Origin of the sequence: Pseudomonas sp. Z8(2022), from assembly GCF_025837155.1 — a bacterium.
GTDB lineage: Bacteria > Pseudomonadota > Gammaproteobacteria > Pseudomonadales > Pseudomonadaceae > Aquipseudomonas.
This window is the reverse complement of the sequence record NZ_CP107549.1, coordinates 1,695,096-1,718,029: the sequence shown is the minus strand read 5'-3', so window position 1 is coordinate 1,718,029 and position 22,934 is coordinate 1,695,096. Positions and strand designations below refer to the sequence as shown.

26 protein-coding genes are annotated in these 22,934 nt (G+C 63.3%); 6 read left to right on the top strand and 20 right to left on the bottom strand.

Features of this window, described 5'->3' with window-relative positions; translation table 11 throughout:
• Positions 1-90 precede the first annotated feature (90 nt).
• From OEG79_RS08180 to OEG79_RS08165, 4 genes are all read left to right on the top strand, one after another.
• Complete coding sequence (locus OEG79_RS08180; RefSeq protein WP_264148272.1) at positions 91-1,116, top strand: DNA topoisomerase IB; 1,026 nt, start codon at positions 91-93, stop codon at positions 1,114-1,116.
• A gap of 225 nt (positions 1,117-1,341) precedes the next feature.
• A complete protein-coding gene (locus OEG79_RS08175) occupies positions 1,342-1,725 on the top strand; it encodes a hypothetical protein (protein WP_264148271.1) in 384 nt (127 codons plus the stop codon).
• Positions 1,726-1,801: 76 nt separating this feature from the next.
• A complete protein-coding gene (locus OEG79_RS08170) occupies positions 1,802-2,668 on the top strand; it encodes an ion transporter (RefSeq protein WP_264148270.1) in 867 nt (288 codons plus the stop codon).
• Positions 2,669-2,749: 81 nt separating this feature from the next.
• A complete protein-coding gene (locus tag OEG79_RS08165) occupies positions 2,750-4,207 on the top strand; it encodes an SLC13 family permease (RefSeq protein ID WP_264148269.1) in 1,458 nt (485 codons plus the stop codon).
• 104 nt (positions 4,208-4,311) lie between these two features.
• Here OEG79_RS08165 and OEG79_RS08160 read toward each other — a convergent pair whose 3' ends face one another.
• From OEG79_RS08160 to ccmA, 10 genes are all read right to left on the bottom strand, one after another.
• Positions 4,312-4,641: a hypothetical protein gene (locus OEG79_RS08160; protein WP_264148268.1), complete on the bottom strand. Its 330-nt coding sequence runs from the start codon at positions 4,639-4,641 to the stop codon at positions 4,312-4,314.
• Positions 4,638-5,849: a c-type cytochrome biogenesis protein CcmI gene (ccmI, locus tag OEG79_RS08155; protein ID WP_264148267.1), complete on the bottom strand. Its 1,212-nt coding sequence runs from the start codon at positions 5,847-5,849 to the stop codon at positions 4,638-4,640. Before ccmI ends, OEG79_RS08160 begins: the two co-directional genes overlap by 4 nt.
• The gene (locus OEG79_RS08150; protein ID WP_264148266.1) at positions 5,846-6,319 is read right to left on the bottom strand and encodes a cytochrome c-type biogenesis protein; all 474 of its coding nucleotides are present in this window, start codon (positions 6,317-6,319) and stop codon (positions 5,846-5,848) included. The genes ccmI and OEG79_RS08150 overlap by 4 nt, the downstream gene beginning before the upstream one ends.
• A 158-nt stretch (positions 6,320-6,477) precedes the next feature.
• On the bottom strand, positions 6,478-7,020 hold the full coding sequence (locus OEG79_RS08145; protein WP_264148265.1) for a DsbE family thiol:disulfide interchange protein: 543 nt from the start codon (positions 7,018-7,020) through the stop codon (positions 6,478-6,480).
• The gene (locus tag OEG79_RS08140; RefSeq protein WP_264148264.1) at positions 7,017-8,990 is read right to left on the bottom strand and encodes a heme lyase CcmF/NrfE family subunit; all 1,974 of its coding nucleotides are present in this window, start codon (positions 8,988-8,990) and stop codon (positions 7,017-7,019) included. Before OEG79_RS08140 ends, OEG79_RS08145 begins: the two co-directional genes overlap by 4 nt.
• Positions 8,987-9,475 carry a cytochrome c maturation protein CcmE gene (gene ccmE, locus OEG79_RS08135; RefSeq protein ID WP_264148263.1) on the bottom strand — a complete coding sequence of 163 codons (489 nt, stop codon included), beginning with the start codon at positions 9,473-9,475 and terminating at the stop codon, positions 8,987-8,989. Before ccmE ends, OEG79_RS08140 begins: the two co-directional genes overlap by 4 nt.
• Positions 9,472-9,648 (bottom strand): heme exporter protein CcmD, encoded by a 177-nt coding sequence (gene ccmD / locus OEG79_RS08130; RefSeq protein WP_013715013.1) that lies wholly within the window; start codon positions 9,646-9,648, stop codon positions 9,472-9,474. The genes ccmE and ccmD overlap by 4 nt, the downstream gene beginning before the upstream one ends.
• Positions 9,645-10,400: a heme ABC transporter permease gene (locus OEG79_RS08125; protein WP_264148262.1), complete on the bottom strand. Its 756-nt coding sequence runs from the start codon at positions 10,398-10,400 to the stop codon at positions 9,645-9,647. Before OEG79_RS08125 ends, ccmD begins: the two co-directional genes overlap by 4 nt.
• A gap of 61 nt (positions 10,401-10,461) precedes the next feature.
• Complete coding sequence (gene ccmB, locus OEG79_RS08120; protein WP_264148261.1) at positions 10,462-11,133, bottom strand: heme exporter protein CcmB; 672 nt, start codon at positions 11,131-11,133, stop codon at positions 10,462-10,464.
• Entirely contained in the window at positions 11,130-11,774 is a 645-nt protein-coding gene (gene ccmA, locus OEG79_RS08115; protein ID WP_264148260.1) for a cytochrome c biogenesis heme-transporting ATPase CcmA, read from the bottom strand. Before ccmA ends, ccmB begins: the two co-directional genes overlap by 4 nt.
• A gap of 203 nt (positions 11,775-11,977) precedes the next feature.
• Here ccmA and OEG79_RS08110 point away from each other — a divergent pair, with 203 nt between their 5' ends.
• Together OEG79_RS08110 and OEG79_RS08105 are read left to right on the top strand one after the other, a co-directional pair.
• On the top strand, positions 11,978-13,507 hold the full coding sequence (locus OEG79_RS08110; RefSeq protein ID WP_264148259.1) for a flagellar hook-length control protein FliK: 1,530 nt from the start codon (positions 11,978-11,980) through the stop codon (positions 13,505-13,507).
• Complete coding sequence (locus OEG79_RS08105) at positions 13,504-13,845, top strand: EscU/YscU/HrcU family type III secretion system export apparatus switch protein (RefSeq protein ID WP_264148258.1); 342 nt, start codon at positions 13,504-13,506, stop codon at positions 13,843-13,845. Before OEG79_RS08110 ends, OEG79_RS08105 begins: the two co-directional genes overlap by 4 nt.
• Positions 13,846-13,934: 89 nt before the next feature.
• Here the strand turns inward: OEG79_RS08105 and OEG79_RS08100 are convergent, their stop codons facing one another.
• From OEG79_RS08100 to OEG79_RS08055, 10 genes are all read right to left on the bottom strand, one after another.
• A complete protein-coding gene (locus OEG79_RS08100; RefSeq protein ID WP_264148257.1) occupies positions 13,935-14,357 on the bottom strand; it encodes a DUF2802 domain-containing protein in 423 nt (140 codons plus the stop codon).
• Positions 14,358-14,360: 3 nt separating this feature from the next.
• Entirely contained in the window at positions 14,361-14,840 is a 480-nt protein-coding gene (locus OEG79_RS08095; RefSeq protein ID WP_003243242.1) for a chemotaxis protein CheW, read from the bottom strand.
• Between the two features lie 96 nt (positions 14,841-14,936).
• On the bottom strand, positions 14,937-15,767 hold the full coding sequence (locus tag OEG79_RS08090; RefSeq protein ID WP_264148256.1) for a CheW domain-containing protein: 831 nt from the start codon (positions 15,765-15,767) through the stop codon (positions 14,937-14,939).
• Between the two features lie 83 nt (positions 15,768-15,850).
• Entirely contained in the window at positions 15,851-16,639 is a 789-nt protein-coding gene (locus OEG79_RS08085; RefSeq protein ID WP_264148255.1) for a ParA family protein, read from the bottom strand.
• 82 nt (positions 16,640-16,721) lie between these two features.
• Positions 16,722-17,531 carry a flagellar motor protein MotD gene (motD, locus tag OEG79_RS08080; protein ID WP_264148254.1) on the bottom strand — a complete coding sequence of 270 codons (810 nt, stop codon included), beginning with the start codon at positions 17,529-17,531 and terminating at the stop codon, positions 16,722-16,724.
• A 12-nt stretch (positions 17,532-17,543) separates the two neighbouring features.
• Complete coding sequence (locus tag OEG79_RS08075) at positions 17,544-18,284, bottom strand: flagellar motor protein (protein WP_264148253.1); 741 nt, start codon at positions 18,282-18,284, stop codon at positions 17,544-17,546.
• 25 nt (positions 18,285-18,309) lie between these two features.
• Positions 18,310-19,446 carry a protein-glutamate methylesterase/protein-glutamine glutaminase gene (locus OEG79_RS08070; protein ID WP_264148252.1) on the bottom strand — a complete coding sequence of 379 codons (1,137 nt, stop codon included), beginning with the start codon at positions 19,444-19,446 and terminating at the stop codon, positions 18,310-18,312.
• Positions 19,447-19,491: 45 nt separating this feature from the next.
• Positions 19,492-21,711, bottom strand: a complete 2,220-nt coding sequence (locus tag OEG79_RS08065) for a chemotaxis protein CheA (RefSeq protein WP_264148251.1) — start codon at positions 21,709-21,711, stop codon at positions 19,492-19,494.
• 12 nt (positions 21,712-21,723) lie between these two features.
• Positions 21,724-22,512 (bottom strand): protein phosphatase CheZ, encoded by a 789-nt coding sequence (locus OEG79_RS08060; protein ID WP_264148250.1) that lies wholly within the window; start codon positions 22,510-22,512, stop codon positions 21,724-21,726.
• Positions 22,513-22,531: 19 nt separating this feature from the next.
• The gene (locus OEG79_RS08055) at positions 22,532-22,906 is read right to left on the bottom strand and encodes a chemotaxis response regulator CheY (protein WP_169968482.1); all 375 of its coding nucleotides are present in this window, start codon (positions 22,904-22,906) and stop codon (positions 22,532-22,534) included.
• Positions 22,907-22,934: the final 28 nt, after the last annotated feature.

Genomic DNA, 22,934 nt, shown 5'->3' with positions numbered 1-22,934 from the left:
ACGACGAGCGATACCAATGCCCCACATCGTCTTCTGTCCTGCCACGCCACTGTCGCCTGCGGCCAGTGCCTCTCTTGCGGATGCCTGGCGATGAGCACGGTGCCTGGCGACATCGCCCTACCGCCCGACCTGCGCTATGTGGACGACAGCATGCCGGGCATCAGCCGCCGCAAGCTGCGTGGCAGATTCTGCTATTTCGACAGCCAGGGTCAGCGTATCCGTGACAAACAGGAGGTGGCCCGCATCGATGCACTGGCCATACCGCCGGCCTATACCGAGGTGTGGATCTGCCCATTGGCCAACGGCCATCTGCAGGCTACCGGCCGCGATGCCCGCGGGCGCAAGCAGTACCGCTACCACGCCCGCTGGCGCGAGATCAGGGATGCGGACAAGTACGCCAGCCTGCTGGCATTCGGCAAGGCTCTGCCGGCGCTGCGTGAGGCGCTACAGCAGCACCTCGATCTGCGCGAACACCGCCGCGAGAAAGTGCTGGCAACCGTGATCATGCTGCTGGACAACACTCTCATCCGGGTCGGCAACGCCCGCTACGCGCGGGAAAATCGCTCCTATGGCCTGACCACCCTGCGCAACCGTCATGTCGAGGTGCAAGGCAGCACCATTCGCTTTCACTTCCGCGGCAAGAGCGGCATCGAACACGAAGTGCAGGTCAACGACCGGCGCCTGGCGCGCATCATCCGGCGTTGCCTGGAACTGCCCGGACAACATCTGTTCCAGTATCTGGACGAACATGGCGAACGCCGGGCGGTGACCTCCACCGACATCAACGACTACCTGCGTGAACTCACCGGCGCCGACTTCACCGCCAAGCACTACCGCACCTGGGCCGGCAGCGCGCTGGCCCTGACGGTACTGCGCGAGCTCGAGTGGCAGCCGGACAGCGCCGCCAGGAAACACGTGGTGGCCATGGTCAAGGAGGTCGCCGAGCAGTTGCGCAATACCCCGGCGGTCTGCCGCAAGTGCTATATCCATCCGGCGCTGATCGACGCCTTCCTTGCCGGCGAGCTGGCCGGCCTGCGCCTGGCAACGCCGCGCAAGGGCCTGCGCGCAGAAGAAAGCCTGCTGATGCGTTTTCTGGAGAAACTGCCATCGACTTGAGATCGCTATGCCCTGCGCTCAGCGGCGAAACCGTTCACTGCAAGGCCGGAGATGCCGTCTTCGTCACCAGTTGCACCTGCACGCTCCGGGAGATCGTGAACGACAGCTCTACCAGGCACTGCCTGGCCATCGACCGAAACGGCGACGGGTTCCCGACTGAGTCGCAGGCAGTGCGCTAAGCTGGTGACCTGCACATGACCACCAGCCAGTGAAGGATCACGCAATATGGACAGACAAACGCTCGGCCTCGGCCTGCTGCTGGCGACAAGCATTGCCAGCGCCGATACGATTCCCAGCCTGATCGGTCCGGTCAGCGATATCGCGGTAATCGAAGACGGACTCGGCCCGCGGCACGAGCACTGTGCGAGCTTCAAGGTCAGCCCGGAGACGGTCGCCGACTTCCTGCGCCACGCCATTCTCATTACCTCGCGCCAGGAGCACGACTGGTACCTCCACGGTCCCTGCCAGGCGCACGGCACCCTCAGCACCCGCTACGGGCAGTGGCAATGGCAGATGCTCAACCTGGGAACCGCGCGGATCACCGCAGTGACAGGGGAACACTTCATCCTTGCCGATCCTCGTGAGGAGTCCTCGCTGGGGGATCAGTAAGGACGGCACCTCTGGCTTGCTCTCGCAGCGCTGTCCTGCCTAGGCTTGCCCCCTGCATCACGAGGAAAATTACGCCGTGGAAAAAGGCCAGACCTGGCGCCAGCGCCTGTATATCATCATCTTCGAAACCTCCACACCTGCTGCTCAGCGCTTCGACAACCTGTTACTGCTGACCATCCTCGCCAGTCTGGTGGTGGTGATGCTCGACAGCGTCGAACACTTCAACAGCCGGTACGCCGGGTTGTTCAGCGCGTTGGAGTGGGGCTTTACAGCGCTGTTCGCCATCGAATACGGCCTGCGCCTGTACAGCTCGCCCAAACCCATGCGCTATGCCTTCAGCTTCTTTGGTCTGGTGGATCTGCTGGCGGTGTTGCCGGCCATTCTGGCGCTGCTGTTCGCCAATGCGCAGTACCTGATGATCGTCCGTGTCATCCGCATGATCCGTGTCTTCCGTGTGCTCAAGCTGCGCCAGTACCTGACCCAGGCCAACTTCCTGCTCGTGGCATTGCGCGGCAGCAAGCAGAAGATCGTGGTCTTCCTGGTCAGCGTTTCGACCCTGGTCACGGTGTATGGCGCGCTGATGTACGTCATCGAAGGCCCGTCCAACGGCTTCACCAGCATTCCCACCAGCGTCTACTGGGCGGTGGTGACCCTGACGACCGTGGGCTTCGGCGACATCACCCCGCAAACCCCCGTCGGCCAGATGCTGGCCACGCTGATCATGATCACCGGCTACTCGATCATCGCCGTACCGACCGGCATCTTCACTGCTGAACTGGCCAACGCCATGCGTCAGGACGGGGCGATGGAGCACGACTGCCCGCAATGCCGGAAGAACCACCATGAGTACAGCGCGGCGTTCTGCAGCCGCTGCGGCGGGCCGTTGTTCAGCAGGGAGGGCGACCCGTCATCGTCGGTGCAAAGCACGCCTGACATAGACTGAGCAAAACCGATCGGCCAGCGCGTGGTCATAAAGTCGCCCAGTGGGCAATAAAGCCCGACTTTTAGCTGAAGGAAGCGTGCCATGGCCGTTACCACCAATGAATCCACGGCGCCTGCCAAGGCCGCCTGGATTGGCCTGATCCTGGGCCCATTGCTACTGCTCGAGTGTCTGTTCACCGAGCCACCAGCCGGCCTGTCCAGTGCCGCCTGGGCCACCATCGGGCTGACTCTGCTGATGGCCACCTGGTGGTCGACCGAAGCCATTCCGATTCCGGCCACCTCGCTGCTGCCAATCCTGCTGATCCCGGCGCTGGACATCGACAGTCTGAACGCCGCGACCGCGCCCTACGCCAACCCGACCATCTACCTGTTCCTTGGTGGTTTCGTACTTGGCCTGGCCATGGAGCGCTGGAACCTGCACAAGCGCATCGCTCTGATGACGTTGCTGGCCATGGGCAGCAAGCCGAGCAGGCAGATTGCTGGCTTCATGATTGCCACTGCATTTCTCAGCATGTGGGTAAGCAATACCGCCACCACCATCATGATGCTGCCCATCGGTCTTTCGGTGATCGGCATGCTCACTGGAGGAAAGGAAACAGGCAAAGCCGATCATGAGCGCTTCGCCACCGCGCTGCTGCTGGCAATCGCCTACGCGGCCAGCATCGGCGGTATCTCCACGCTGATCGGCACCCCGCCGAACGCTCTGTTGGCCGCCTTCCTCGCCGACAACTACGACGTACAGATCGGCTTCGGCCAGTGGATGCTGCTCGGCGTGCCGGTGGCCATAATCATGCTGGCCTTCACCTGGTGGTGGCTGACCCGCGGTGGCTTCAACCTGGCCGGGCATGACAGCACGCAGCTGATTCGCAGTGAACTGGCCGAGCTCGGCCCGCTGAGCCGCGGCGAGAAGCTGGTGGCGCTGGTATTCGTGGTTACCGCACTGGCATGGGTGTTTCAGCCGCTGATCGCCGGCTGGCTGCCGGGGGTCAACGACACCAGCATCGCCATCGCCGCCGCCCTGGCGCTGTTCATCATCCCCGTGGACAGCAAGCAGCGCGTGTTCCTGATGGACTGGGAAAGCGCCAGCAAACTGCCCTGGGGCGTGCTGCTGCTGTTCGGTGGTGGTCTGTCGCTGGCTGGCGTGATCCGCAGCACCGGCCTGGCCGAGTGGATCGCCCAGAGCCTCGGCGCACTGGGCGCACTGCCGGTGATTGCAATGATCGGCGTGGTGGTGCTGGTGATCATCTTCCTTACCGAGGTCACCTCCAATACCGCCACTGCCGCCGCCTTCCTGCCACTGCTGGGTGCACTGGCCGTGTCGCAGGGCATGCCGGCCGAACTGCTGGCGATCCCCGCCGCCATCGCTGCCAGCTGCGCGTTCATGATGCCGGTGGCGACACCACCCAACGCCATCGTGTTCGGCACCGGGCATATGAAGATACAGTCGATGATCAAGGCAGGCTTCGCCCTCAACCTGTTCGGCGTGGTGCTGGTGACCCTGATCTGCTACCTCCTGGTCGGCAGGATCTGGGCTCACTGAGCACTGTTCACCAAGCAAAGAAAACGGCGCCTTCGGGCGCCGTTCTCGTATGCGGTGTCAGGTAACCGGCGCGCAGCAGCTGATGCTGTCGGCACCGGGTCATTTCAACGATTCTGATACTGACGAAACAGCCCCGGTGGAATCCCCGAGCTGTCGGTGTCCTTCCACGGACCACCGGCCTGCGGCGACCAGCTCCAGCCACCGTCCCAGCGGTAGAAGATACGCTCGCGGTAGTAGAGATCTCGCGCGCCCTCGACCACGTAGACGCCCAGCGCCGGGTTCCAGTGGCTTTTCACCCCTGGCGGCGGCGCGTAGCGCGGGTGCGATGGCTGCTGCTGCACTGGCGGCGGATCGCCAGCCGGCGGTGTCGGTTGCTGCAGTACGCAGCCAGTCAGACTCAGCCCGATGGCGCAGGCCAGCGCCAGGCGCTTCATTGGGCCTGCCCGTCGCGGCTGTCGATCAGCAGCGTCTGCACGTCACGAGCGGTGTTGGAAACCGGCCCGGTCTGGCCGGTCCACTCGCCCTGTGTGGCGTTGCCGGCACGGGACACACGGGCCACCAACTGTACCTGGTCGAATCGGGAAATCTTCAGTTCGGGCATCATCGCGTCCACATCGGAGAGGCTGATCTGAACCGGCAGGTCGGAAACCTTCAGGCGTTTGACTGCCAGCGGCATTGGTGGGCCGCTGAGTGCGCGGGCGAAGACGAATACGGCATCGTCCGGCTGCACGTTCTGCTGCACTTCGGGCGCCAGCGACACGCTGACCTCCAGAGCATGCACCTTGGCGGCCGGCCCGGCGGCAGCACCGGGCTGCTCGCCTTCACTCATCTGCTGCCGGGCGCGCTCGATACCACCGGCGATGGCCACGCGAGACGGGTCCTGCTCCGGCAGTACGGCAACCAGGCGCTCCCAGTAGCGCACTGCATCAGCATAGCGCTGACTTTCATAAGCCGCGATGCCGAGCAGCCCAAGGCTGGTGACCTCTTCCGGATCGGCCTGCAGCGCCTCGTCGGTGAGCCCCTGCAGTTGCTCGTTCCACTGCTTGCCCTCGGCGAAATACAGCGCCTGCGCCCACTGGCCGAGCAGTTCCGGGGCACGCCCGGCGATCTCCACCGCGCGCTCGAAGGCCTTGGCGGCATCGCCGGCACGCTCCTGCGCCATATAGGTACGTCCGAGGAAATACCAGCCTTCGGCGGAGTCCGGCTGCTGCTTGACGGTCTGCTCCAGGCGCGCGGTCATCTCCTCGATGCTCTGCGGCTGCATGGCGGCCAGCTGACGGCTCTGCTCGAGCTCGTCGAGCGCGCCCCAGTGCAGGTACAGGGCTACACCGAGCACCGGCACCAGCAACGCCGAAACCAGCGGGATCTTGCCGCCGAGCACGCCACTGCGACGCTGCACGCCCTCGGTATCGGCGAGCAGCTCGCGCGCCGCTTCGGCACGACCGGCCTCCAGCTGCGCATCATCGAGCACGCCGGCCTGACGCTGGTTTTCCAGCTCCTGCAGGCGCTCCTGATAGAGAGTGACGTTGAGGGCGGTACGGTCTTCTTCGGCCTGCAGCTTGCGAATGCGCAAAACCGGAATCAGCAGAAACGCCAGGGCGGTCAGCAACAGCAGCCCGGCGGGCAACCAGAAATCGATCATTGGTCTTTCTTGTCCTGAGAGGCTTGGGCGAGCAGCGCGGCGAGGCGCGCCTGCTCATCGGCGGAAAGGCCAGCGGCGGAGCGTGTCTTCTGCTGGCCGCGACGGCGCAGGACGATCACCCCGAGCACGCCGAAACCTATCAGCAGCAGGCCGGCCGGGCCGTACCAGAGCAGCAGCGTGCGGCTGGTCAGCGGTGGCTTGTAGAGCACGAAGTCGCCGTAGCGGGAAACCAGGAAGTCGATGATTTCCTCGTTGCTCTTGCCCTCCTCCAGCATGCGATAGATCTCGCCACGCAGGTCCATGGCGATCGGCGCATCGGAATCGGCGATATTCTGGTTCTGACACTTCGGACAGCGCAGCTCTTCGATCAGATTGCGGTAACGCTGGCGCTCAGCCTCGTTGGCGAACTCGAAGGTGTCGATGGCAGCATGCGCACTGGCCAACAGGCCCAGTGCCAGACCGGCGGACATCAGCACACGTTTAGACAGGTGCCATGAAAACGTCGCGAGCGAAGAGCAGGCAAGGCGAAAGCAGGCGAAGAAGCGGAGTTTACAAGTTGTAAATGAGCATTTGACCGGGCTGGCGTTCCAGCCTGTTTTCAACGCAGCATGATCGAGCACAGTAGTTTTCATGGTGCCTGTGCCTCGTCGACCAGTTCCTGATAGATCGGCGCCAGTTTTTCGCGCCAGATGCGCTCGTCGATGGCTCCGACGTACTTGTGGCGGATGATGCCCCTGGCGTCGATGAAGAAGGTCTCCGGCGCGCCATACACGCCCAGGTCCAGGCCCAGGCTGCCCTTGGCATCCTCGATGTTCAGCTGGTAGGGGTTGTGCAGCTCGCGCAGCCACTTTTGCGCCGGTTCGCGCTGGTCCTTGTAGTTGATGCCGTGAATCACCACGCCGGCCTCGGCCAGCTTGTTCAGCACCGGATGTTCGTGACGACAGGACGGACACCAGGTGGCCCAGACATTGACCAGTGCAGGCTTGCCCTTGAGGTCATCTGCGCTCAGGGTGCGCTCGGGATTGTCCAGCGCCGGCAGACTGAAGGCCGGGAACGGCTTGCCGATCAGCGCCGAGGGCAACTCGGAGGGATCGAGGAACAAACCGCGATACAGGAATACGGCAATCGCCAGGAATGCCAGTAGCGGCAACAGCAGCAGCAAACGTCTCATGCGCTGACCTCCTGCATGCCCAGAGCTTCACGCACACGGGTGCGTACCTTGATCCGGTAGCGCTTGTCGGCCGCGGCAAGTAGACCGCCGAAGGCCATCAGCAAACCACCGAGCCAGATCCAGCGGACGAAGGGTTTGATGTGAATGCGCACGGCCCAGGCGCCCTGCTCCAGCGGCTCGCCGAGGGCGACGAACAGATCGCGGGTAAAGCCGGCATCGATGCCGGCCTCGGTCATGGTCGACTGCTGCACGGTGTACAGACGCTTCTCCGGGTTCAGCACCTTGATCTGCCGCTCACCGTCGAAGACACGCACCGTGCCCTTGTCGGAGATGAAGTTGGGGCCTTCGTGATGCACGGCGCCGTCGAACTGGAAGCGATAGCCCGCCAGCTCCACCGAGTCACCCGGTGCCATGCGCAGGTCGCGCTCATAGCTGCCCAGGCTGGTCAGCACCACACCCAGGGCGCACACGGCAAAACCCAGATGCGCCGTCTGCATGCCCCAGTAGCTGCGGCCGAGACCCGGCAGCCCCTTGAACAGGCCCTTGTGCCTCGTTTTGTCGAGAATGTCGCGCACACCACCGAGGATCACCCAGAACGCCAGCAGGCAGACAGCCAGCACCGACCAGTGGAAATCACCATGCAGGAAGGTAGCGACGACCGCGAGCACGACACTGGCGACCAGCACCGGCGTCAGCATGCTGCCCAGCCACTTCAGCGGGGTGTCCTTCCAGCGCACCAGCACGCCGACGCTGATCACCGCCATCAGCAATGCCATCAGCGGCAGGAACAGTGCGTTGAAGTATGGTGGGCCGACCGACAGCTTGGCGCCGCTCAGGGCATCGAGCACAAGCGGATAGAGAGTGCCGAGCAGGATCATGGCCGCGGCCACCACCAGCACGATGTTGTTGACCAGCAGCAGCGTCTCGCGCGACCACAGGCCAAAGCCGACCTGGCTCTTGACCACCGGCGCACGCACGGCGAACAGCGCCAGCGAACCGCCGACCACCACCAGCAGGAAGGCGAGGATGAATACGCCGCGCTCCGGGTCGGTGGCAAAGGCATGCACCGAGGTCAGCACTCCGGAACGCACCAGGAAGGTTCCGAGCAGGCTGAGGGAGAACGCGGCAATGGCCAGCAGTACGGTCCAGCTCTTGAACACGCCACGCTTTTCCGTCACGGCCAGTGAGTGGATCAGCGCCGTGCCCACCAGCCAGGGCATGAAGGAGGCGTTCTCTACCGGGTCCCAGAACCACCAGCCGCCCCAGCCCAGTTCGTAGTAGGCCCACCAGGAACCCAGGGCGATACCGATGCCGAGGAAGGCCCAGGCGACGATGGTCCAGGGCCGCGACCAGCGCGCCCAGGCGGCATCCAGCTTGCCGCCAAGCAGTGCGGCGATGGCGAAGGCGAAGGCTACCGAGAAGCCGACATAACCCATGTACAGCATCGGCGGGTGGACGATCAGGCCGAAGTCCTGCAGCAGGGGATTGAGGTCACGACCATCAACGGGCGAGTTCGGCAGCAGGCGCTCGAAGGGGTTGGAGGTGATGATCAGAAACAGCAGGAAACCGACGCTGATCATGCCCATCACTGCCAGCACGCGGGCCAGCATCTCTTCCGGCAAATGCCGCGAGAAGATCGACACGGCAAAGGTCCAGCCGGCCAGGATCAATGCCCACAGCAGCAGGGAGCCTTCGTGTGCCCCCCAGACCGCGCTGAACTTGTAATACCAGGGCAGCGCCGTGTTGGAGTTGCTGGCCACGTAGGCGACGGAGAAGTCGTCGACCATGAAGGCGTAGGTCAGGCAGATGAAGGCAAACAGCAGGAAGGCGAACTGCCCCCAGGCGGCCGGCTGCGCCAGGCTCATCCACTGGTGGTCACTGCGCCAGGCGCCGATCAGCGGCAGCGTGGCCTGCGCCATGCACAGGCACAGCGCCAGGATCATCGCCAGATGGCCGAGCTCGGGGATCATTGCGCGCTCTCCTGCTGGTAGCCCTGCTTGGCGGCGGTTGCAGCATCGTGCTGCTGCTTCATCCCACTCTTTTCCAGTGCCTGCATCACTTCAGGCGGCATGTAGTTCTCGTCGTGCTTGGCTAGCACTTCATCGGCCACCAGCACACCGTCCGCGTTCACGCGACCAAGGGCGACGATGCCCTGCCCCTCGCGGAACAGATCCGGAAGGATGCCGCTGTAGCGGATGGTCACGCCGTGAGCGCCATCGGTGACGATGAAATCGACTTCCAGCGAATCGGCCGAACGCTTCACCGAACCCTCCTGCACCAGACCGCCGGCACGAATGCGGGTATCCACCGGCGCCTCGCCGTTGGCGATCTGGCTCGGGGTGTAGAACAGATTGATGTTCTCCTGCAGCGCGGTCAGCGCCAGCGCGACGGCGATGCTGACACCGCAGAGGATGGCCAGAACAATGTACAGACGTTTCTTGCGAACCGGATTCACTTCGACTTCTCCCGGCGCAAACGGCGCGCCTCGTCTTGCAGGTAACGGCGGCGAGCCAGAATCGGCAGCACCACATTCAACGCCAGGATCGCCAGGCTGATGCCGTAGGCGCTCCAGACGTAGGCGCCATGGGTACCCATGGCGAGGAATTCGGAAAAGGACGAGAAGCTCATGCCTTGCCCTCCACCAGGTTCTGCACTTCGGCCTTCACCCAGCTGCTGCGTGATTCGCGCTTGAGCACTTCCAGACGCATGCGATACAGCAGCACGGCGCCGAAGAAGCAGTAGAACCCCAGCACCGCCAGCAACAGCGGCAGCCACATTTCCACCGGCATCGCCGGCTTTTCGGTGACCTTGAAGGTGGCGGTCTGGTGCAACGAGTTCCACCACTCCACCGAGTACTTGATGATCGGGATATTGATCACGCCGACGATGGCCAGCACCGCGCAGGCCTTGGCGGCGCTGTCGCGGTTGCTGATGGCGTTGCCCAGGGCGATCACACCGAAGTAGAGGAACAGCAGGATCAGCATCGAAGTCAGGCGCGCGTCCCACACCCAGTAGGTGCCCCAGGTCGGCTTGCCCCAGATCGCACCGGTGAGCAGCGCAATGGCCGTCATCCAGGCTCCAATGGGCGCTGCCTGCTGCAAGGCGACGTCGGCCAGCTTCATCTTCCACACCAGGCCTACCAGCCCGGCGATGGCCAGCATCACGTAGATGGATTGAGCCAGGAAAGCGGCCGGAACGTGGATGTAGATGATGCGAAAGCTGTTGCCCTGCTGGTAGTCAGGCGGCGCGAAGGCCAAGCCCCAGACCAGGCCCGCAACAGTCAGCAACACGGCAGCGATGCTGAGCCAGGGCAGCCAGCGGCCACTCATCTCATAGAACCACTTGGGCGAACCCCACTTGTGAAACCACGTCCAGTTCATGCTCGACTCATTATTCAGGCCTGGCTCGACTGCTGTCGGTCAGGTGTATCACGGTTCGTTCCTATTCGCCGACACTGATGGTCAGACCGGCGGCAATGGCAAAAGGTGTCAGGGTCACCGCCAGCGCAGTGAGGCTGGCCAGCCACAACAGGTGGCCAACAGCCGGCAGTCCTTGCAGGGCCGCCTGCAACGCCCCGCTGCCGAGAATCAGCACCGGGATGTACAGCGGCAGAATCAGCAGCGCCAGCAGCAGGCCGCCGCGCTTGAGACCAACGGTAAGCGCGGCGCCCACCGCGCCAAGCAGACTCAGCACCGGAGTGCCAAGCAGCAGGGAAATCAGCAGTACCGGCAGGCAGCGCCCGGGCAAACCGAGCATCAACGCCAACAGAGGGGCCAGCAGAACCAGCGCCAGACCGCTGAAAAGCCAGTGTGCCAGCACCTTGGCCAACACCAGAAGAGGCAGGGGGTGCGACGAAAGGACCCACTGTTCCAGCGAACCATCCTCGAAATCGCTGCGGAAAAGCCCGTCCAGCGAGAGCAGCACGGCCAACAGCGCCGCCACCCAGACCAGCCCCGGGGAAAGGGTTTGCAACAATTGCGTCTCCGGCCCCACCGCCAACGGGAACAGGGCGATGACGATGGCGAAGAAAACCAGAGGGTTGGCCAGGTCGGACGGACGGCGGGCGAGCAGGCGCATTTCGCGCGAAAGCAGCTGAGTGAAAACGTTGCTCATGCGGCGTACTGCCCCAGATCCAGATCGCGATAGGACGCCGGTTTGTGCTGCAGGCTGTGGTGAGTGGTCAGCACCACCACGCCGCCTCGCTCGCAGTGCCCGGCCAGATGCGCTTCGAGTTGCGCCACACCGCTCTTGTCCAGCGCGGTGAATGGTTCATCGAGCACCCATAACGGTGGCGTGTCTTCCAGGTACAGGCGCGCCAGAGCCACTCGACGCTGCTGACCGGCCGACAGGGTGTGACAGGGAACGTCTTCGAAGCCGCGCAGCCCGACCGCCTCCAGCGCCCGCCAGATCGCTTCGCGGCTCGCCGGGCGATGCAGCGCGCAGAGCCAGGCCAGATTCTCTTCAGCGCTCAGCAGGCCCTTGATGCCGGCGGCGTGACCGATCCACAACAGATTGCGCGCCAGCTCACTGCGTTGCTCGGCCAGCGCCCGCCCCTGCAGGAGAATGTCGCCGGTGGTCGGCTGCCGCAGACCGGCGATCAGACGCAACAGGCTGGTCTTGCCACTGCCGTTGGGGCCACTGATCTGCAACATGTCACCTGGCTGCAGCGCGAAATGCAGTTGCTCGAAAAGCATGCGCCAGTCCCGCTCACAGCTGAGCGCCACGGCTTCGAGAAGAGGAACGGGACGGGTCATCGATACCTGGCAGGGTTAAAGTCGACGGTACTCCGGCCGCTATACTGACGCGTGCCGGAAGTGCGATGCGCAGCGGGCCGGCATTATACATGGCGCATCACTGTCCCCGCAGTCAGCATTTTCGACAGGGTGTTAATCTGTCGCAGGCAAATCGGCCTGAGGCTTGCCCACCTGGCAGCACACCACCAGATACGTGAGAGCCCATGAGCGAAATCAGCAGCCCACGCCCGCTTCCGCCATCCTCACCGGTGAGCCGCAGCACTGCGAGCGCTGCCGACATGGCCGTACGCCTGCTGCAGCCGCTGGAAGGCATGCTGGCCGCCGGCGAAAGCGCCAGGGCCGAAGTTGTCGCGATTCGCGAGCAGGCGCAGACCTTCCAACTACTGCTGAAACTGACGCTTGAAGGCGGCAGGCAGGCGACCCTGCAGGCCGAAAGCCCCAGACAGCTGGCTCAGGGCAGCGCGCTGGTGGTTACTGCACTGTCCGACACCCGCCTGACAGTGGCCCTGCAGGCCGGCGGTGACAAGCCGCTGACCAGCCTTGATCTGCAGCAACTGCCGCCCGGCACCCTGGTCCAGGGCAAGGTCGTCAGTCGCGACGTCCTGCCGCCCCAAGGCGCACAGACGATCTATCGCCTGGTGGTGAATCTGCTCAACACCCCGCTTGCCGGCAGCAAACTGGCACTCGACAGCCCACTGGCACTACCGCTCGGCAGCCTCCTCAGCGCTCAGGTGCAGGGCAGCCAGAGCCTCACCTTCCTGCCCCTCAGTGGCCGCCTCGACCAACTGGTGCTGGGCCAGCAACTGGCGGCGCAGCAGAATCGCCAGGCTTCGCTGGAGGGTCTGTTCAAGGGATTGCAGAACCTCAGCGGCGGCGACGAGGCGCTGCGCGGCAGTATCGACAAGCTGTTCGGCACACTGCCCGACAGCGCTCAGTTAAGTACCGCCAAGGGCCTGGCGCAGGCGCTGGCAAACAGCGGCGTGCTGCTCGAAGCCAAGCTGCTGCAGGGCCAGACGGGAGCCCTGCAGCAGGATCTTAAAGCCAATCTGCTGCGTCTGATTGCCCAACTGACGCCGCAGCTGCCGGGCGGTGCCGGCACCCTCGCCGGCCTGCAGAATGCGTTCAACCAGAATCTGCCCAACCTGGCCCGGCAACTGCTCGGCGTGAATGCGGCCGGATCGTCGAGGCAACAGGCACTGACCTTCCCCCTACCCTCGCGCCTGTTGCAGAACATGGATGGCGAGGCTGATCTGGAAACCCTGTTGAAACTCGCTGCGGCGGCCGTTTCGCGGCTGCAGACCCACCAGTTGTCGAGCCTGGCGCAAACCCAGGTCGACGCCAACGGCAATCTGCTGACCACCTGGCAACTGGAGCTGCCCATGCGCCATCAGCAGGAAGTGATTCCCCTGCAGGTCAAACTGCAACGCGAAGACAGCGGCAAGGCAGAAAAGGCGGAACAGAAGGAAACCCTCTGGCGCGTGGAACTGGCCTTCGATCTTGATCACCTGGGCCCGCTGCAGGTGCGCGCCCAACTGCTGCGCGGCAGCCTGTCCAGTCAGCTTTGGGCCGAACGCGCAGAAACCACCCAGCTGATCAATGCCGAACTCGGTCATCTGCGTGACCGCCTGCAGGCTGCAGGTCTGGAAGTCGGCGAGCTGGCCTGCAGTCAGGGCATGCCGCCACAAGGGCCGAAAACCTCGCTGGAACAACGCTGGGTGGATGAAACCGCATGAGTCGCAAGTCGCAAGCCGAACCCCGCCAGGCCATTGCCCTCAACTACGACGGGCAGAGCACACCTGTGCTCAGTGCCAAGGGCGACGACGAGCTGGCCGAAGCCATACTCGCCATCGCCCGCGAATACGAAGTGCCAATTTACGAGAATGCCGAGCTGGTGCGCCTGCTGGCACGTCTGGAGTTGGGCGATGCGATTCCCGAAGCGCTGTATCGCTGTATCGCCGAGATCATCGCCTTTGCCTGGTACCTACAGGGCAAAACGCCACCTGGTTTCAGAGCGGATGAGGAACGCGACGTCACACCGCCGCTGCGCCAGCTCGAAGGGCCGACCAACTGAGCGCCTCCAAGCAGAAGCGTTCATTACAGAGGTGTTGCTCGGACAGTAGCGCGCCGGCAATACGCATCGACCTGCGTCCAGGCGCAATGCTATCGGGGCTGTCCGGCCTTGGGTTTGTGCAGACGGCTGATCAGCTCGGCCTCGGCCTTGCTCAGGCCGCAGGACTGGGTCAGGTCATCGACGCTGGCGCCCATGCCCACCAGACGCGCAGCCTGAGTAAAGGACAGGCTGCTGGGATCGCGCTGCTCGATCTGGCTGACCTTGTCCGGCAGCGGCGCCACCACTCGGCGTAGCTCATGCAGCTCCTCACCCATGCGGATGCTGCCGGTCAGGTAGGTGTCCAGGCGCTTGCTCAGATCCTTGATCCGCGCATCGCGCACGGCATCACGCTTGGCCTGCTCGGCCAGCAGACGCTGCTGGTTGCGATACAGGCCATTGCAGACGATGCCCAGTGCCACGCATAGCAAGGCCACGAAGGCCAGGGCCGCAGCGAGCATGGCAAATTCGGACATGGCTCAGATGCTCTCCAGCTCCGACCACTCTTCTTCGGACATCATCTTGTCCAGTTCGACCAGGATCAGCAGCTCGCCGTTCTTGTTGCATACGCCCTGGATGAACTTGGCCGACTCGTCGTTGCCGACGTTCGGTGCGGTCTCGATCTCGGACTGACGCAGGTAAACCACTTCGGCAACGCTGTCGACCAGGATGCCGACCACCTGCTTGTCCGCTTCGATGATGACGATACGGGTATTGTCGGTTACCGGCGCCGAACCCAGGCCAAAACGCTGGCGGGTATCGATCACGGTCACCACGTTGCCACGCAGGTTGATGATGCCCAGTACGTAACTCGGCGCCCCCGGCACAGGGGCAATCTCGGTGTAGCGCAAGACTTCCTGCACCTGCATCACGTTGATGCCGTAGGTCTCGTTGTCCAGGCGAAAGGTCACCCACTGCAGAATCGGATCTTCGGCACCTTGTGCAGAACTTTTCTTCATGTCCCTAGCCTCGTCAAAAACCGCTCAGTGCGGCATGTGCGGGTTGACCCGCTTGTCATCAAACTATAGAGCCCGTTGCCACGAACCCACCAATTCTCAATGCACTTTTCCGCCATTCAGGCGTTTCGCCGCACCGCTGGCGATCAGCTCGGCCAGGGCCGCCACGTCGAGCAGCGCACACATGTGCTCGATCACCGTGCCGGCCAGCCAGGGCCGCTGGGTGCGCTGACTGCGCCACTTGACCTCACTGGGGTCGAGGCGGATCGAGCGGCTGACCTGATGCACTGCCAGCCCCCATTCGTAGCCCTGCACGGAAATCACGTACTGCAGGCCTTCGCGGAAGTCCTCGCGGTAACGGTCCGGCATCACCCAACGTGCGGTATCCAGCACCTTCAGGTTGCCAGCCTGGCTCGGCAGGATACCGAGGAACCAATCAGGCTGTCCGAACAGTGGTGTCAGTTCCTGCCCTTCGAGCGGGTAGATGGACCCCAGGCAGATCAGCGGCACGGCCAGGGTCAAGCCGGCAACATCGAACAACAGGCACTCGAACGGCTCTTCGGCCCAGGCCGGACGTCCATCGGCCAGCAAACCAGCCGGTTGCGGAGCCAGCTCGGCAAGCGTAGCAACCGCTGGCGGCGCCTCCTCGACCACCGGCGCCTGCACTGGCGCTGTCAACTCCACGGGTGCAACGACTTGCGCAGGCTGAACAGGCGCTTCGGCAACCACAGCGAGCGCAACGGGAGCGGCCACCGACGCAACAGGCTCGACCAGTCGAGCATCGCGCACCTGCTCCTCAAGCACCGCAGCCTCGAACTCGTCGAGGCTCACGGACACCTCCAGCTCGGCAGCAGCTTCCCGCAGGAGCCCATCGAGGTAGGACTGCAGAGCCAGCTGGGAACGTGTGGCAGTGGCGACGTTACGACTCATGGCGGGAACCCGGAATAAGATCTTTCCAACCTATCGGCCGCAGCATGCTCGGACTTGAGGGCAGTTCAACACAGACGCTCATTTCAAGCCACCTGCGCCGCCGGCTGATTGCTGAGCAGATGCTTGAGCAACGCCCGATATGCGATGACGCCGCGGCTGTTGGCATCGAATTGCGAAGGTGTGCGCCCTGCCCGGCTGGCATCACGCAAGCGCGTATCGACCGGAATGTAAGCCGGCCACAAGTGCTCGGGATAGGTGTTGCGCAGTACACGCAGCGTACTCATGGAGGCCTGGGTTCGGCGGTCGAACAAGGTCGGCACGATGGTGTAGGGCAGCGCCAGCTTGCGCGAGCGGTTGATCATCGCCAGCGTGGTGATCATGCGTTCCAGCCCCTTGACCGCGAGGAACTCGGTCTGCACCGGAATAACCAGCTGCTGGCTGGCTGCCAGAGCGTTGACCATCAGTACGCCGAGCAGCGGCGGGCTGTCGATGATGGCATGGTCGAAATCCTCCCACAGCTGCGCCAGGCTCTTGGCGACCACCAGCCCCAGGCCACTCTGCCCCGGCGACTGGCGCTCGAGCGTGGCCAGTGCGGTGCTCGATGGCAGCAGCGAAATATTCTCGTGGCTGGTGCCGTGCAGCAGCTGCCTGGGCAAGCCTTGCGGCACGTTGCCCTGATGCAGGAACAGATCGAAGCAGCTGTGCTCCAGCGTATCGGGATCATGGCCGAAGTAGCTGGTCATCGACCCATGCGGGTCGAGATCGACAACGACCACACGTTTGCCGGCATCGGCCAACAGGCCCGCCAGTGCGATGGAGGTGGTGGTCTTGCCGACCCCACCCTTCTGATTGGCTACTGCCCAGACTTTCATCTTCTCTCATCCTCCCGGCAAGAGGTGCTCAGGCCGAGAATGGCTGTCGCAAGCACACAGCATGCGACTGGGATTTGACGGCTCACGACTGCGGAACCCCTGACGCAGACGCCGGTGCAGGTTGCGTGCCAGCCTCGGGCTGCCGGGTAGCGGCACTGTCGGCGCCACGTCGCGTGTCGAGGTTGCGCGAAATCACCAGCACAACCCGACGGTTTCGTCCCCTGCCCTCGGCCGTGGCATTGTCGGCCACCGGCTGGAATTCACCGTAGCCGACAGCGGCCAGACGCGAAGGGTCTACGCCATCCATGGCCAGCATACGCACGATGCTCGACGCACGTGCTGAAGACAGTTCCCAGTTGGTCGGGTACTGGGCAGTCTGGATCGGCAGGTTATCGGTAAACCCTTCGACCCTGATCGGGTTCTCGTAGGGCGCCAGAATCTTGGCGACCTTCTCGATGATCTCGAATGCCTGGTTGTTCGGAATCGCGTCGCCGCTGGGAAACAGCAGACTGGAGCTGAGCTCGAGCTCCACCCACATTTCGTTGCCGCGTACGCTCAGCTGATCGCTCTGGATCAGATCGCCGAAGGCTTCACGCACGCTGGAGGCGATGCTCTGCAGGGTCGAGTCGGAACTCGGGTCGTCCATCGCCGTGCTGTCGGGCTCGCTGGTACGCGGCCGTTCCTCACCAACCGGAATCGGCTTGATCGAGCGATCCGGCTGATTGAACACGCCGGTCAGCGACTCCGAAAGGATCTTGTACTTGCCTTCGTTGATCGAAGAGATCGAGTACATCACCACGAAGAAGGCGAAGAGTAAGGTGATGAAGTCCGCATAGGACACCAGCCAGCGCTCGTGATTCTCGTGCTCTTCATGTTGCCGCCTGCGCGCCATGCCATGCCTCCATCAGTCCATGAAGCCTTGCAGCTTCAGTTCGATGGAGCGCGGGTTCTCCCCTTCGGCGATGGACAGGATGCCCTCGAGGAGCATCTCGCGGTAGCGCGACTGGCGCAGCGCGATGGACTTGAGCTTGTTGCCCGCCGGCAACAGCAACAGGTTGGCAAAACCGACGCCGTAGATGGTAGCCACGAACGCCACGGCAATGCCGCTGCCGAGCATGCTCGGATCGGCCAGGTTGCCCATCACATGAATGAGGCCCATCACCGCACCGATGATGCCGATGGTCGGCGCATAGCCACCCATGCTCTCGAATACCTTGGCAGCCTGGATGTCGCGCGCTTCCTGGGTATAGAGATCGACTTCCAGAATGCTGCGAATGGATTCGGGCTCGGCACCATCGACCAGCAATTGCAGGCCTTTGCGCGCATAAGGATCCGGCTCGGCATCGGCCACGGCCTCAAGTCCCAGCAGACCTTCCTTGCGCGCCACCATGCTCCAGCCGACCACCCGATTGATGCCACCGATCAGATCGATACGCGGCGGAAAGAAGATCCAGCGCAGGGTGCCCACGGCACGCTTGAACACCGGCATGGGCGTCTGCAGGAAGGCGGCCCCCAGCGTACCACCAATGACGATCAACGCCGCCGGGCCGTTGAGCAACGCCCCGGCGTTGCCGCCTTCCAGATAGTTGCCGCCCAGAATGGCAACGAACGCCAGGATGACGCCAATGAGGCTCAGTACATCCATGCGCATGTTCCCGAGTTGATCTTCGTCACTGGCAGGCCTCGGTCAGGTGTCGACCGATGTCATCGAGGCCATAGACCGCATCGGCCAGGTTGGCTTTGACCACCGCCATGGGCATGCCGTAGATGACACAACTGGCCTCGTCCTGTGCCCAGACCTGACTGCCGACCTGCTTGAGCATCCGCGCGCCCTCGCGACCGTCGGCGCCCATGCCGGTCAGCACCACGGCAAGGACCCTGTCGCCATAGGATTTGGCCGCGGAACCGAAGGTGATATCAACACAGGGCTTGTAGTTGAGGCGCTCGTCACCCGGCAGGATCTTCACCACACCGCGCGAGTCGACCATCATCTGCTTGCCGCCAGGCGCCAGCAGCGCCAGACCGGGACGCAGGATATCGCCATCCTCGGCTTCCTTGACCTGAATACGACACAGCTTGTCCAGACGTTCGGCGAAGGCCTTGGTGAAAGCGGCCGGCATGTGCTGGATCAGCACCAGGGGTGCCGGGAAATTGGCTGGCAATTGAGTCAACACACGCTGCAGCGCTACCGGCCCACCGGTGGAGGTGCCGATCGCCACCAGCTTGTAGGCCTTGCGCCTGGGCGCAGGCGATATCGCTGCTCCGCCGCCAGGCGCTGACGCGGAACGTGCAGGCGCAGCAGGAGCCGGCGCAGCAGGTCGTGTCGAAACGGCCGGACGACTACTCGGCGCCGTGCTCGGATTCGCCGCAGTCGGCGCCGGAGCCACTGCAGCCGAGCTGAAACGGCGGTTGCTGCGCGCGATGCTGTGCACCTTCTCGCACAGCATCTGCTTGACCTTCTCGGGGTTGCGCGAGATGTCCTCGAAGTTCTTCGGCAGGAAATCCACGGCGCCGGCGTCCAGTGCGTCGAGAGTCACACGGGCGCCTTCATGGGTCAGCGAGGAGAACATCAGTACCGGCGTCGGGCAACGCTGCATGATGTTTCGGACCGCAGTGATGCCGTCCATCATCGGCATCTCGTAATCCATGGTGATCACGTCGGGCTTGAGCGCCAACGCCTGATCGATGGCTTCCCGCCCGTTGGTGGCCGTGCCTACGACCTGAATGCTGGGGTCAGCAGACAGGATTTCTGAAACGCGCCGGCGGAAGAAACCGGAGTCGTCCACCACCAGAACCTTAACAGCCATACACACTCCTAGACGGCGCGACACCATGGCCCTCGCCGCGAAACATCAGAACCGTCGAGCGTAGCGCTTGAGCATGCTCGGTACGTCGAGAATCAATGCGATGCGTCCGTCGCCAGTGATCGTGGCACCAGACATCCCGGGCGTGCCTTGCAGCATCTTGCCCAGCGGCTTGATTACCACTTCTTCCTGCCCGACCAATTGATCGACGACAAAGCCGATGCGTTGGCTGCCAACGGTGAGGATCACCACATGGCCTTCACCCTGCCCCTCCTGGAATGCCTGCGGCACCAGCCAGCGCTTGAGGTAGAACAGCGGCAACGCCTTGTCGCGCACGATCACTACTTCCTGACCATCGACGACGTTGGTACGCGACAGGTCGAGGTGAAAGATCTCGTTGACGTTGACCAGCGGGAAGGCGAAGGCCTGATTCTCCAGCATCACCATCAGCGTCGGCATGATCGCCAGAGTCAGCGGCACCTTGATGACGATCTTCGAACCCTGGCCCTTCTGCGAGAACACGTTGACCGTGCCGTTGAGCTGGGAAATCTTGGTCTTGACTACGTCCATGCCGACGCCACGGCCAGACACGTCGGAAATCTCGGTCTTGGTCGAGAAGCCCGGGGCAAAGATCAGGTTGTAGCACTCGAACTCGTTGAGGCGGTCAGCCGCATCCTTGTCCAGCAGGCCTTTCTCCACGGCCTTGGCACGCAGCACATCGGCGTCCATGCCCTTGCCGTCGTCGCTGATGGTCAGCAGGATGTGGTCGCCTTCCTGCTCGGCCGACAGCACCACACGACCGGCACGGGCCTTGCCGGCCTTCTCGCGCTCTTCCGGGGTTTCCACGCCATGGTCGACGGCGTTGCGCACCAGGTGCACCAGCGGATCGGCCAGCGCCTCGACCAGGTTCTTGTCGAGGTCGGTTTCCTCACCCACCAGCTCGAGGTTGATTTCCTTCTTCAGGTTGCGCGCCAGGTCGCGCACCAGACGTGGGAAGCGGCCGAAGACCTTCTTGATCGGCTGCATGCGCGTCTTCATCACCGAGGTCTGCAGGTCGGCCGTCACCACGTCGAGGTTCGACACGGCCTTGGCCATGGCCTCGTCGCCGCTGTTGAGGCCCAGGCGAACCAGGCGGTTACGCACCAGCACCAGCTCGCCGACCATGTTCATGATCTCGTCGAGGCGTGCTGTATCGACCCGTACGGTGGTTTCTGCCTCACTTGCCGCAGGTGCCTTGTCGGCAGCCGGGGCCGGAGCGGCAGGACGGGAAGCAGCTGGCTCGGCCTTGGTCTTGGCCGCAGCAGGCTTGGCAGCCGGCGCAGCGGCCTTGGGCGTGACAACAGGATCTACCGCGGCTGCCGGCGCCGGCTCGCTAGGCGGCACGAACTTGCCCTTGCCGTGCAGCTGATCGAGCAGCGACTCGAACTCGTCGTCGGTGATTTCATCGCTGGCCGCTGCCGGCGTTGCCGCCGGGGCGGCTGGTGCAGCGGCTTCGGCCGCGCCCGAGAACTGGCCCTTGCCATGCAGCTGATCGAGCAGGGCTTCGAACTCATCGTCGGTGATTTCATCGCTGGCTGGTGCAGCCGCCGCAGGCGAAGCCGAAGCGGCAGCCACAGGCGCCTCGACCGTGCCGGTGAACTGCCCCTTGCCATGCAGCTGATCGAGCAGCGACTCGAACTCGTCGTCGGTAATTTCGTCGCTAGCGGTGTTGCCTTGCGCGCTCGCTTCGGCAGACGGCGCCTCACCCAGCGCGTCGAGCAGTTGTTCGAATTCGCTGTCGGTGATGTCGCCAGAGGAAACAGGTGCAGCAGCGGCCACAGGTTCCGGCTCGGGCTCCGGTGCGGTCTGCTGCACGGGTGCGGCAGGCGCTTCGCTGCCACCCGGTTCGGCCAGGCGAGACAGCGCGGCCAGCAGTTCGGGCGAGGCAGGGGTCGGCTCGCGGCGCTCACGCACCTCGCCGAACATCCCGTTCACAGCATCAAGAGCCTCGAGCACCACATCCATCAGTTCCGAATCGACGCGACGCTCACCCTTGCGCAGGATGTCGAAGACGTTTTCGGCGATATGGCAGCACTCCACCAGCTCGTTGAGCTGGAGGAAGCCTGCACCACCCTTGACGGTATGGAAACCGCGAAAGATGGCGTTGAGCAGGTTCATGTCGTCCGGTCGGCTTTCCAGCTCGACCAACTGTTCGGACAACTGTTCGAGAATCTCGCCGGCCTCTACCAGGAAATCCTGGAGAATCTCTTCATCGGCGCCGAAGCTCATATTGTGTGCTCCTTAGAACCCTAGACTGGACAGCAGGTCGTCGACATCGTCCTGACTGGAGGCGACGTCATCACGCTTATCGGCATGAATCTGCGGACCTTCACCCCGCGACGGCTCTTTTAATTTTTCCTGCTCTTTGCGCAACACTTCGTGGTCGTGCTGAATACCGGCAAAACGATCGACCTGACTCGCCATCAACATCAGCTTGAGCAGGTTGCTTTCCACTTCGGTCACCAACTGGGTGACTCGCTTGATCACCTGACCGGTGAGGTCCTGGTAGTCCTGTGCCAGCAGAATGTCGTTTAGATAACCTGAGAGCTTGGCGCCATCCCGTTCGCTACGGGCCAGGAACAGCTCGACTCGCTTGGCAAGCTCACGGAAGCCATCGGCGTCAATTTCGCGGCGCATGAAACGACCCCACTCGACGCTCAGACTCTGCGCCTCGTCGCTCATGTCGTTGACCAGCGGCGCGCTCTGCTCGACCAGATCCATGGTGCGATTGGCGGCCCTCTCGGTCATGGTCACGACATAGTTCAGGCGCTCGGTCGCGTCGGCGATCTGCGAAAGTTCCTGAGCATGGGGCATGCGCGCGTCAAGCTGAAAGTTGACGATGGCGTTGTGCAACTCACGGGTCAGCTTGCCGACTTCGTGATACAGCCCGCGGTCGCGGACCTTGTTGAGCTCGTTGATCAGTTGCACCGCGGCGCCGAAGTTACCTTGTTCGAGACTGTCGACCAGATCGCGGGCGTTGCTTTTCAGGGTCGACTCAAGGTCACCCATCGTAGAGTCATCGTGTTCCATAGCACCCTCGCGGCCGGCATCAGCCGTTAACCCGCTCGAAGATCTTCTCGATCTTTTCCTTCAGCACCTGAGCGGTGAAGGGTTTGACCACGTAGCCATTCACGCCGGCCTGGGCCGCCTCAATGATCTGATCGCGCTTGGCTTCGGCGGTCACCATCAGCACCGGCAGGTGCTTGAGGCGCTCATCGGCACGCACGGCACGCAGCAGGTCGATACCGGTCATGCCGGGCATGTTCCAGTCGGTCACCAGAAAGTCGAAGCTGCCGCTTTGCAGCATCGGCAAAGCCGAGGTGCCGTCGTCGGCTTCCGCGGTGTTGGTGAAACCCAAGTCCCGCAAGAGGTTCTTGATGATCCGTCGCATCGTCGAGAAATCGTCAACGATGAGGATTTTCATGTTCTTGTCCAAGTCGACCTCCGTACAG

Excerpts from the sequence above, each read along its gene's own strand:
- OEG79_RS08180 (WP_264148272.1), top strand. The coding sequence starts at position 91 with ATGAGCACGGTGCCTGGCGACATCGCCCTACCGCCCGACCTGCGCTAT.
- OEG79_RS08175 (WP_264148271.1), top strand. The coding sequence starts at position 1,342 with ATGGACAGACAAACGCTCGGCCTCGGCCTGCTGCTGGCGACAAGCATT.
- OEG79_RS08165 (WP_264148269.1), top strand. The coding sequence starts at position 2,750 with ATGGCCGTTACCACCAATGAATCCACGGCGCCTGCCAAGGCCGCCTGG.
- OEG79_RS08160 (WP_264148268.1), bottom strand. The coding sequence starts at position 4,641 with ATGAAGCGCCTGGCGCTGGCCTGCGCCATCGGGCTGAGTCTGACTGGC.
- ccmI (WP_264148267.1), bottom strand. The coding sequence starts at position 5,849 with ATGATCGATTTCTGGTTGCCCGCCGGGCTGCTGTTGCTGACCGCCCTG.
- OEG79_RS08150 (WP_264148266.1), bottom strand. The coding sequence starts at position 6,319 with ATGTCCGCCGGTCTGGCACTGGGCCTGTTGGCCAGTGCGCATGCTGCC.
- OEG79_RS08145 (WP_264148265.1), bottom strand. The coding sequence starts at position 7,020 with ATGAGACGTTTGCTGCTGCTGTTGCCGCTACTGGCATTCCTGGCGATT.
- OEG79_RS08140 (WP_264148264.1), bottom strand. The coding sequence starts at position 8,990 with ATGATCCCCGAGCTCGGCCATCTGGCGATGATCCTGGCGCTGTGCCTG.
- ccmD (WP_013715013.1), bottom strand. The coding sequence starts at position 9,648 with ATGAGCTTCTCGTCCTTTTCCGAATTCCTCGCCATGGGTACCCATGGC.
- OEG79_RS08125 (WP_264148262.1), bottom strand. The coding sequence starts at position 10,400 with ATGAACTGGACGTGGTTTCACAAGTGGGGTTCGCCCAAGTGGTTCTAT.
- ccmB (WP_264148261.1), bottom strand. The coding sequence starts at position 11,133 with ATGAGCAACGTTTTCACTCAGCTGCTTTCGCGCGAAATGCGCCTGCTC.
- ccmA (WP_264148260.1), bottom strand. The coding sequence starts at position 11,774 with ATGACCCGTCCCGTTCCTCTTCTCGAAGCCGTGGCGCTCAGCTGTGAG.
- OEG79_RS08110 (WP_264148259.1), top strand. The coding sequence starts at position 11,978 with ATGAGCGAAATCAGCAGCCCACGCCCGCTTCCGCCATCCTCACCGGTG.
- OEG79_RS08105 (WP_264148258.1), top strand. The coding sequence starts at position 13,504 with ATGAGTCGCAAGTCGCAAGCCGAACCCCGCCAGGCCATTGCCCTCAAC.
- OEG79_RS08100 (WP_264148257.1), bottom strand. The coding sequence starts at position 14,357 with ATGTCCGAATTTGCCATGCTCGCTGCGGCCCTGGCCTTCGTGGCCTTG.
- OEG79_RS08095 (WP_003243242.1), bottom strand. The coding sequence starts at position 14,840 with ATGAAGAAAAGTTCTGCACAAGGTGCCGAAGATCCGATTCTGCAGTGG.
- OEG79_RS08090 (WP_264148256.1), bottom strand. The coding sequence starts at position 15,767 with ATGAGTCGTAACGTCGCCACTGCCACACGTTCCCAGCTGGCTCTGCAG.
- OEG79_RS08085 (WP_264148255.1), bottom strand. The coding sequence starts at position 16,639 with ATGAAAGTCTGGGCAGTAGCCAATCAGAAGGGTGGGGTCGGCAAGACC.
- motD (WP_264148254.1), bottom strand. The coding sequence starts at position 17,531 with ATGGCGCGCAGGCGGCAACATGAAGAGCACGAGAATCACGAGCGCTGG.
- OEG79_RS08075 (WP_264148253.1), bottom strand. The coding sequence starts at position 18,284 with ATGGATGTACTGAGCCTCATTGGCGTCATCCTGGCGTTCGTTGCCATT.
- OEG79_RS08070 (WP_264148252.1), bottom strand. The coding sequence starts at position 19,446 with ATGGCTGTTAAGGTTCTGGTGGTGGACGACTCCGGTTTCTTCCGCCGG.
- OEG79_RS08065 (WP_264148251.1), bottom strand. The coding sequence starts at position 21,711 with ATGAGCTTCGGCGCCGATGAAGAGATTCTCCAGGATTTCCTGGTAGAG.
- OEG79_RS08060 (WP_264148250.1), bottom strand. The coding sequence starts at position 22,512 with ATGGAACACGATGACTCTACGATGGGTGACCTTGAGTCGACCCTGAAA.
- OEG79_RS08055 (WP_169968482.1), bottom strand. The coding sequence starts at position 22,906 with ATGAAAATCCTCATCGTTGACGATTTCTCGACGATGCGACGGATCATC.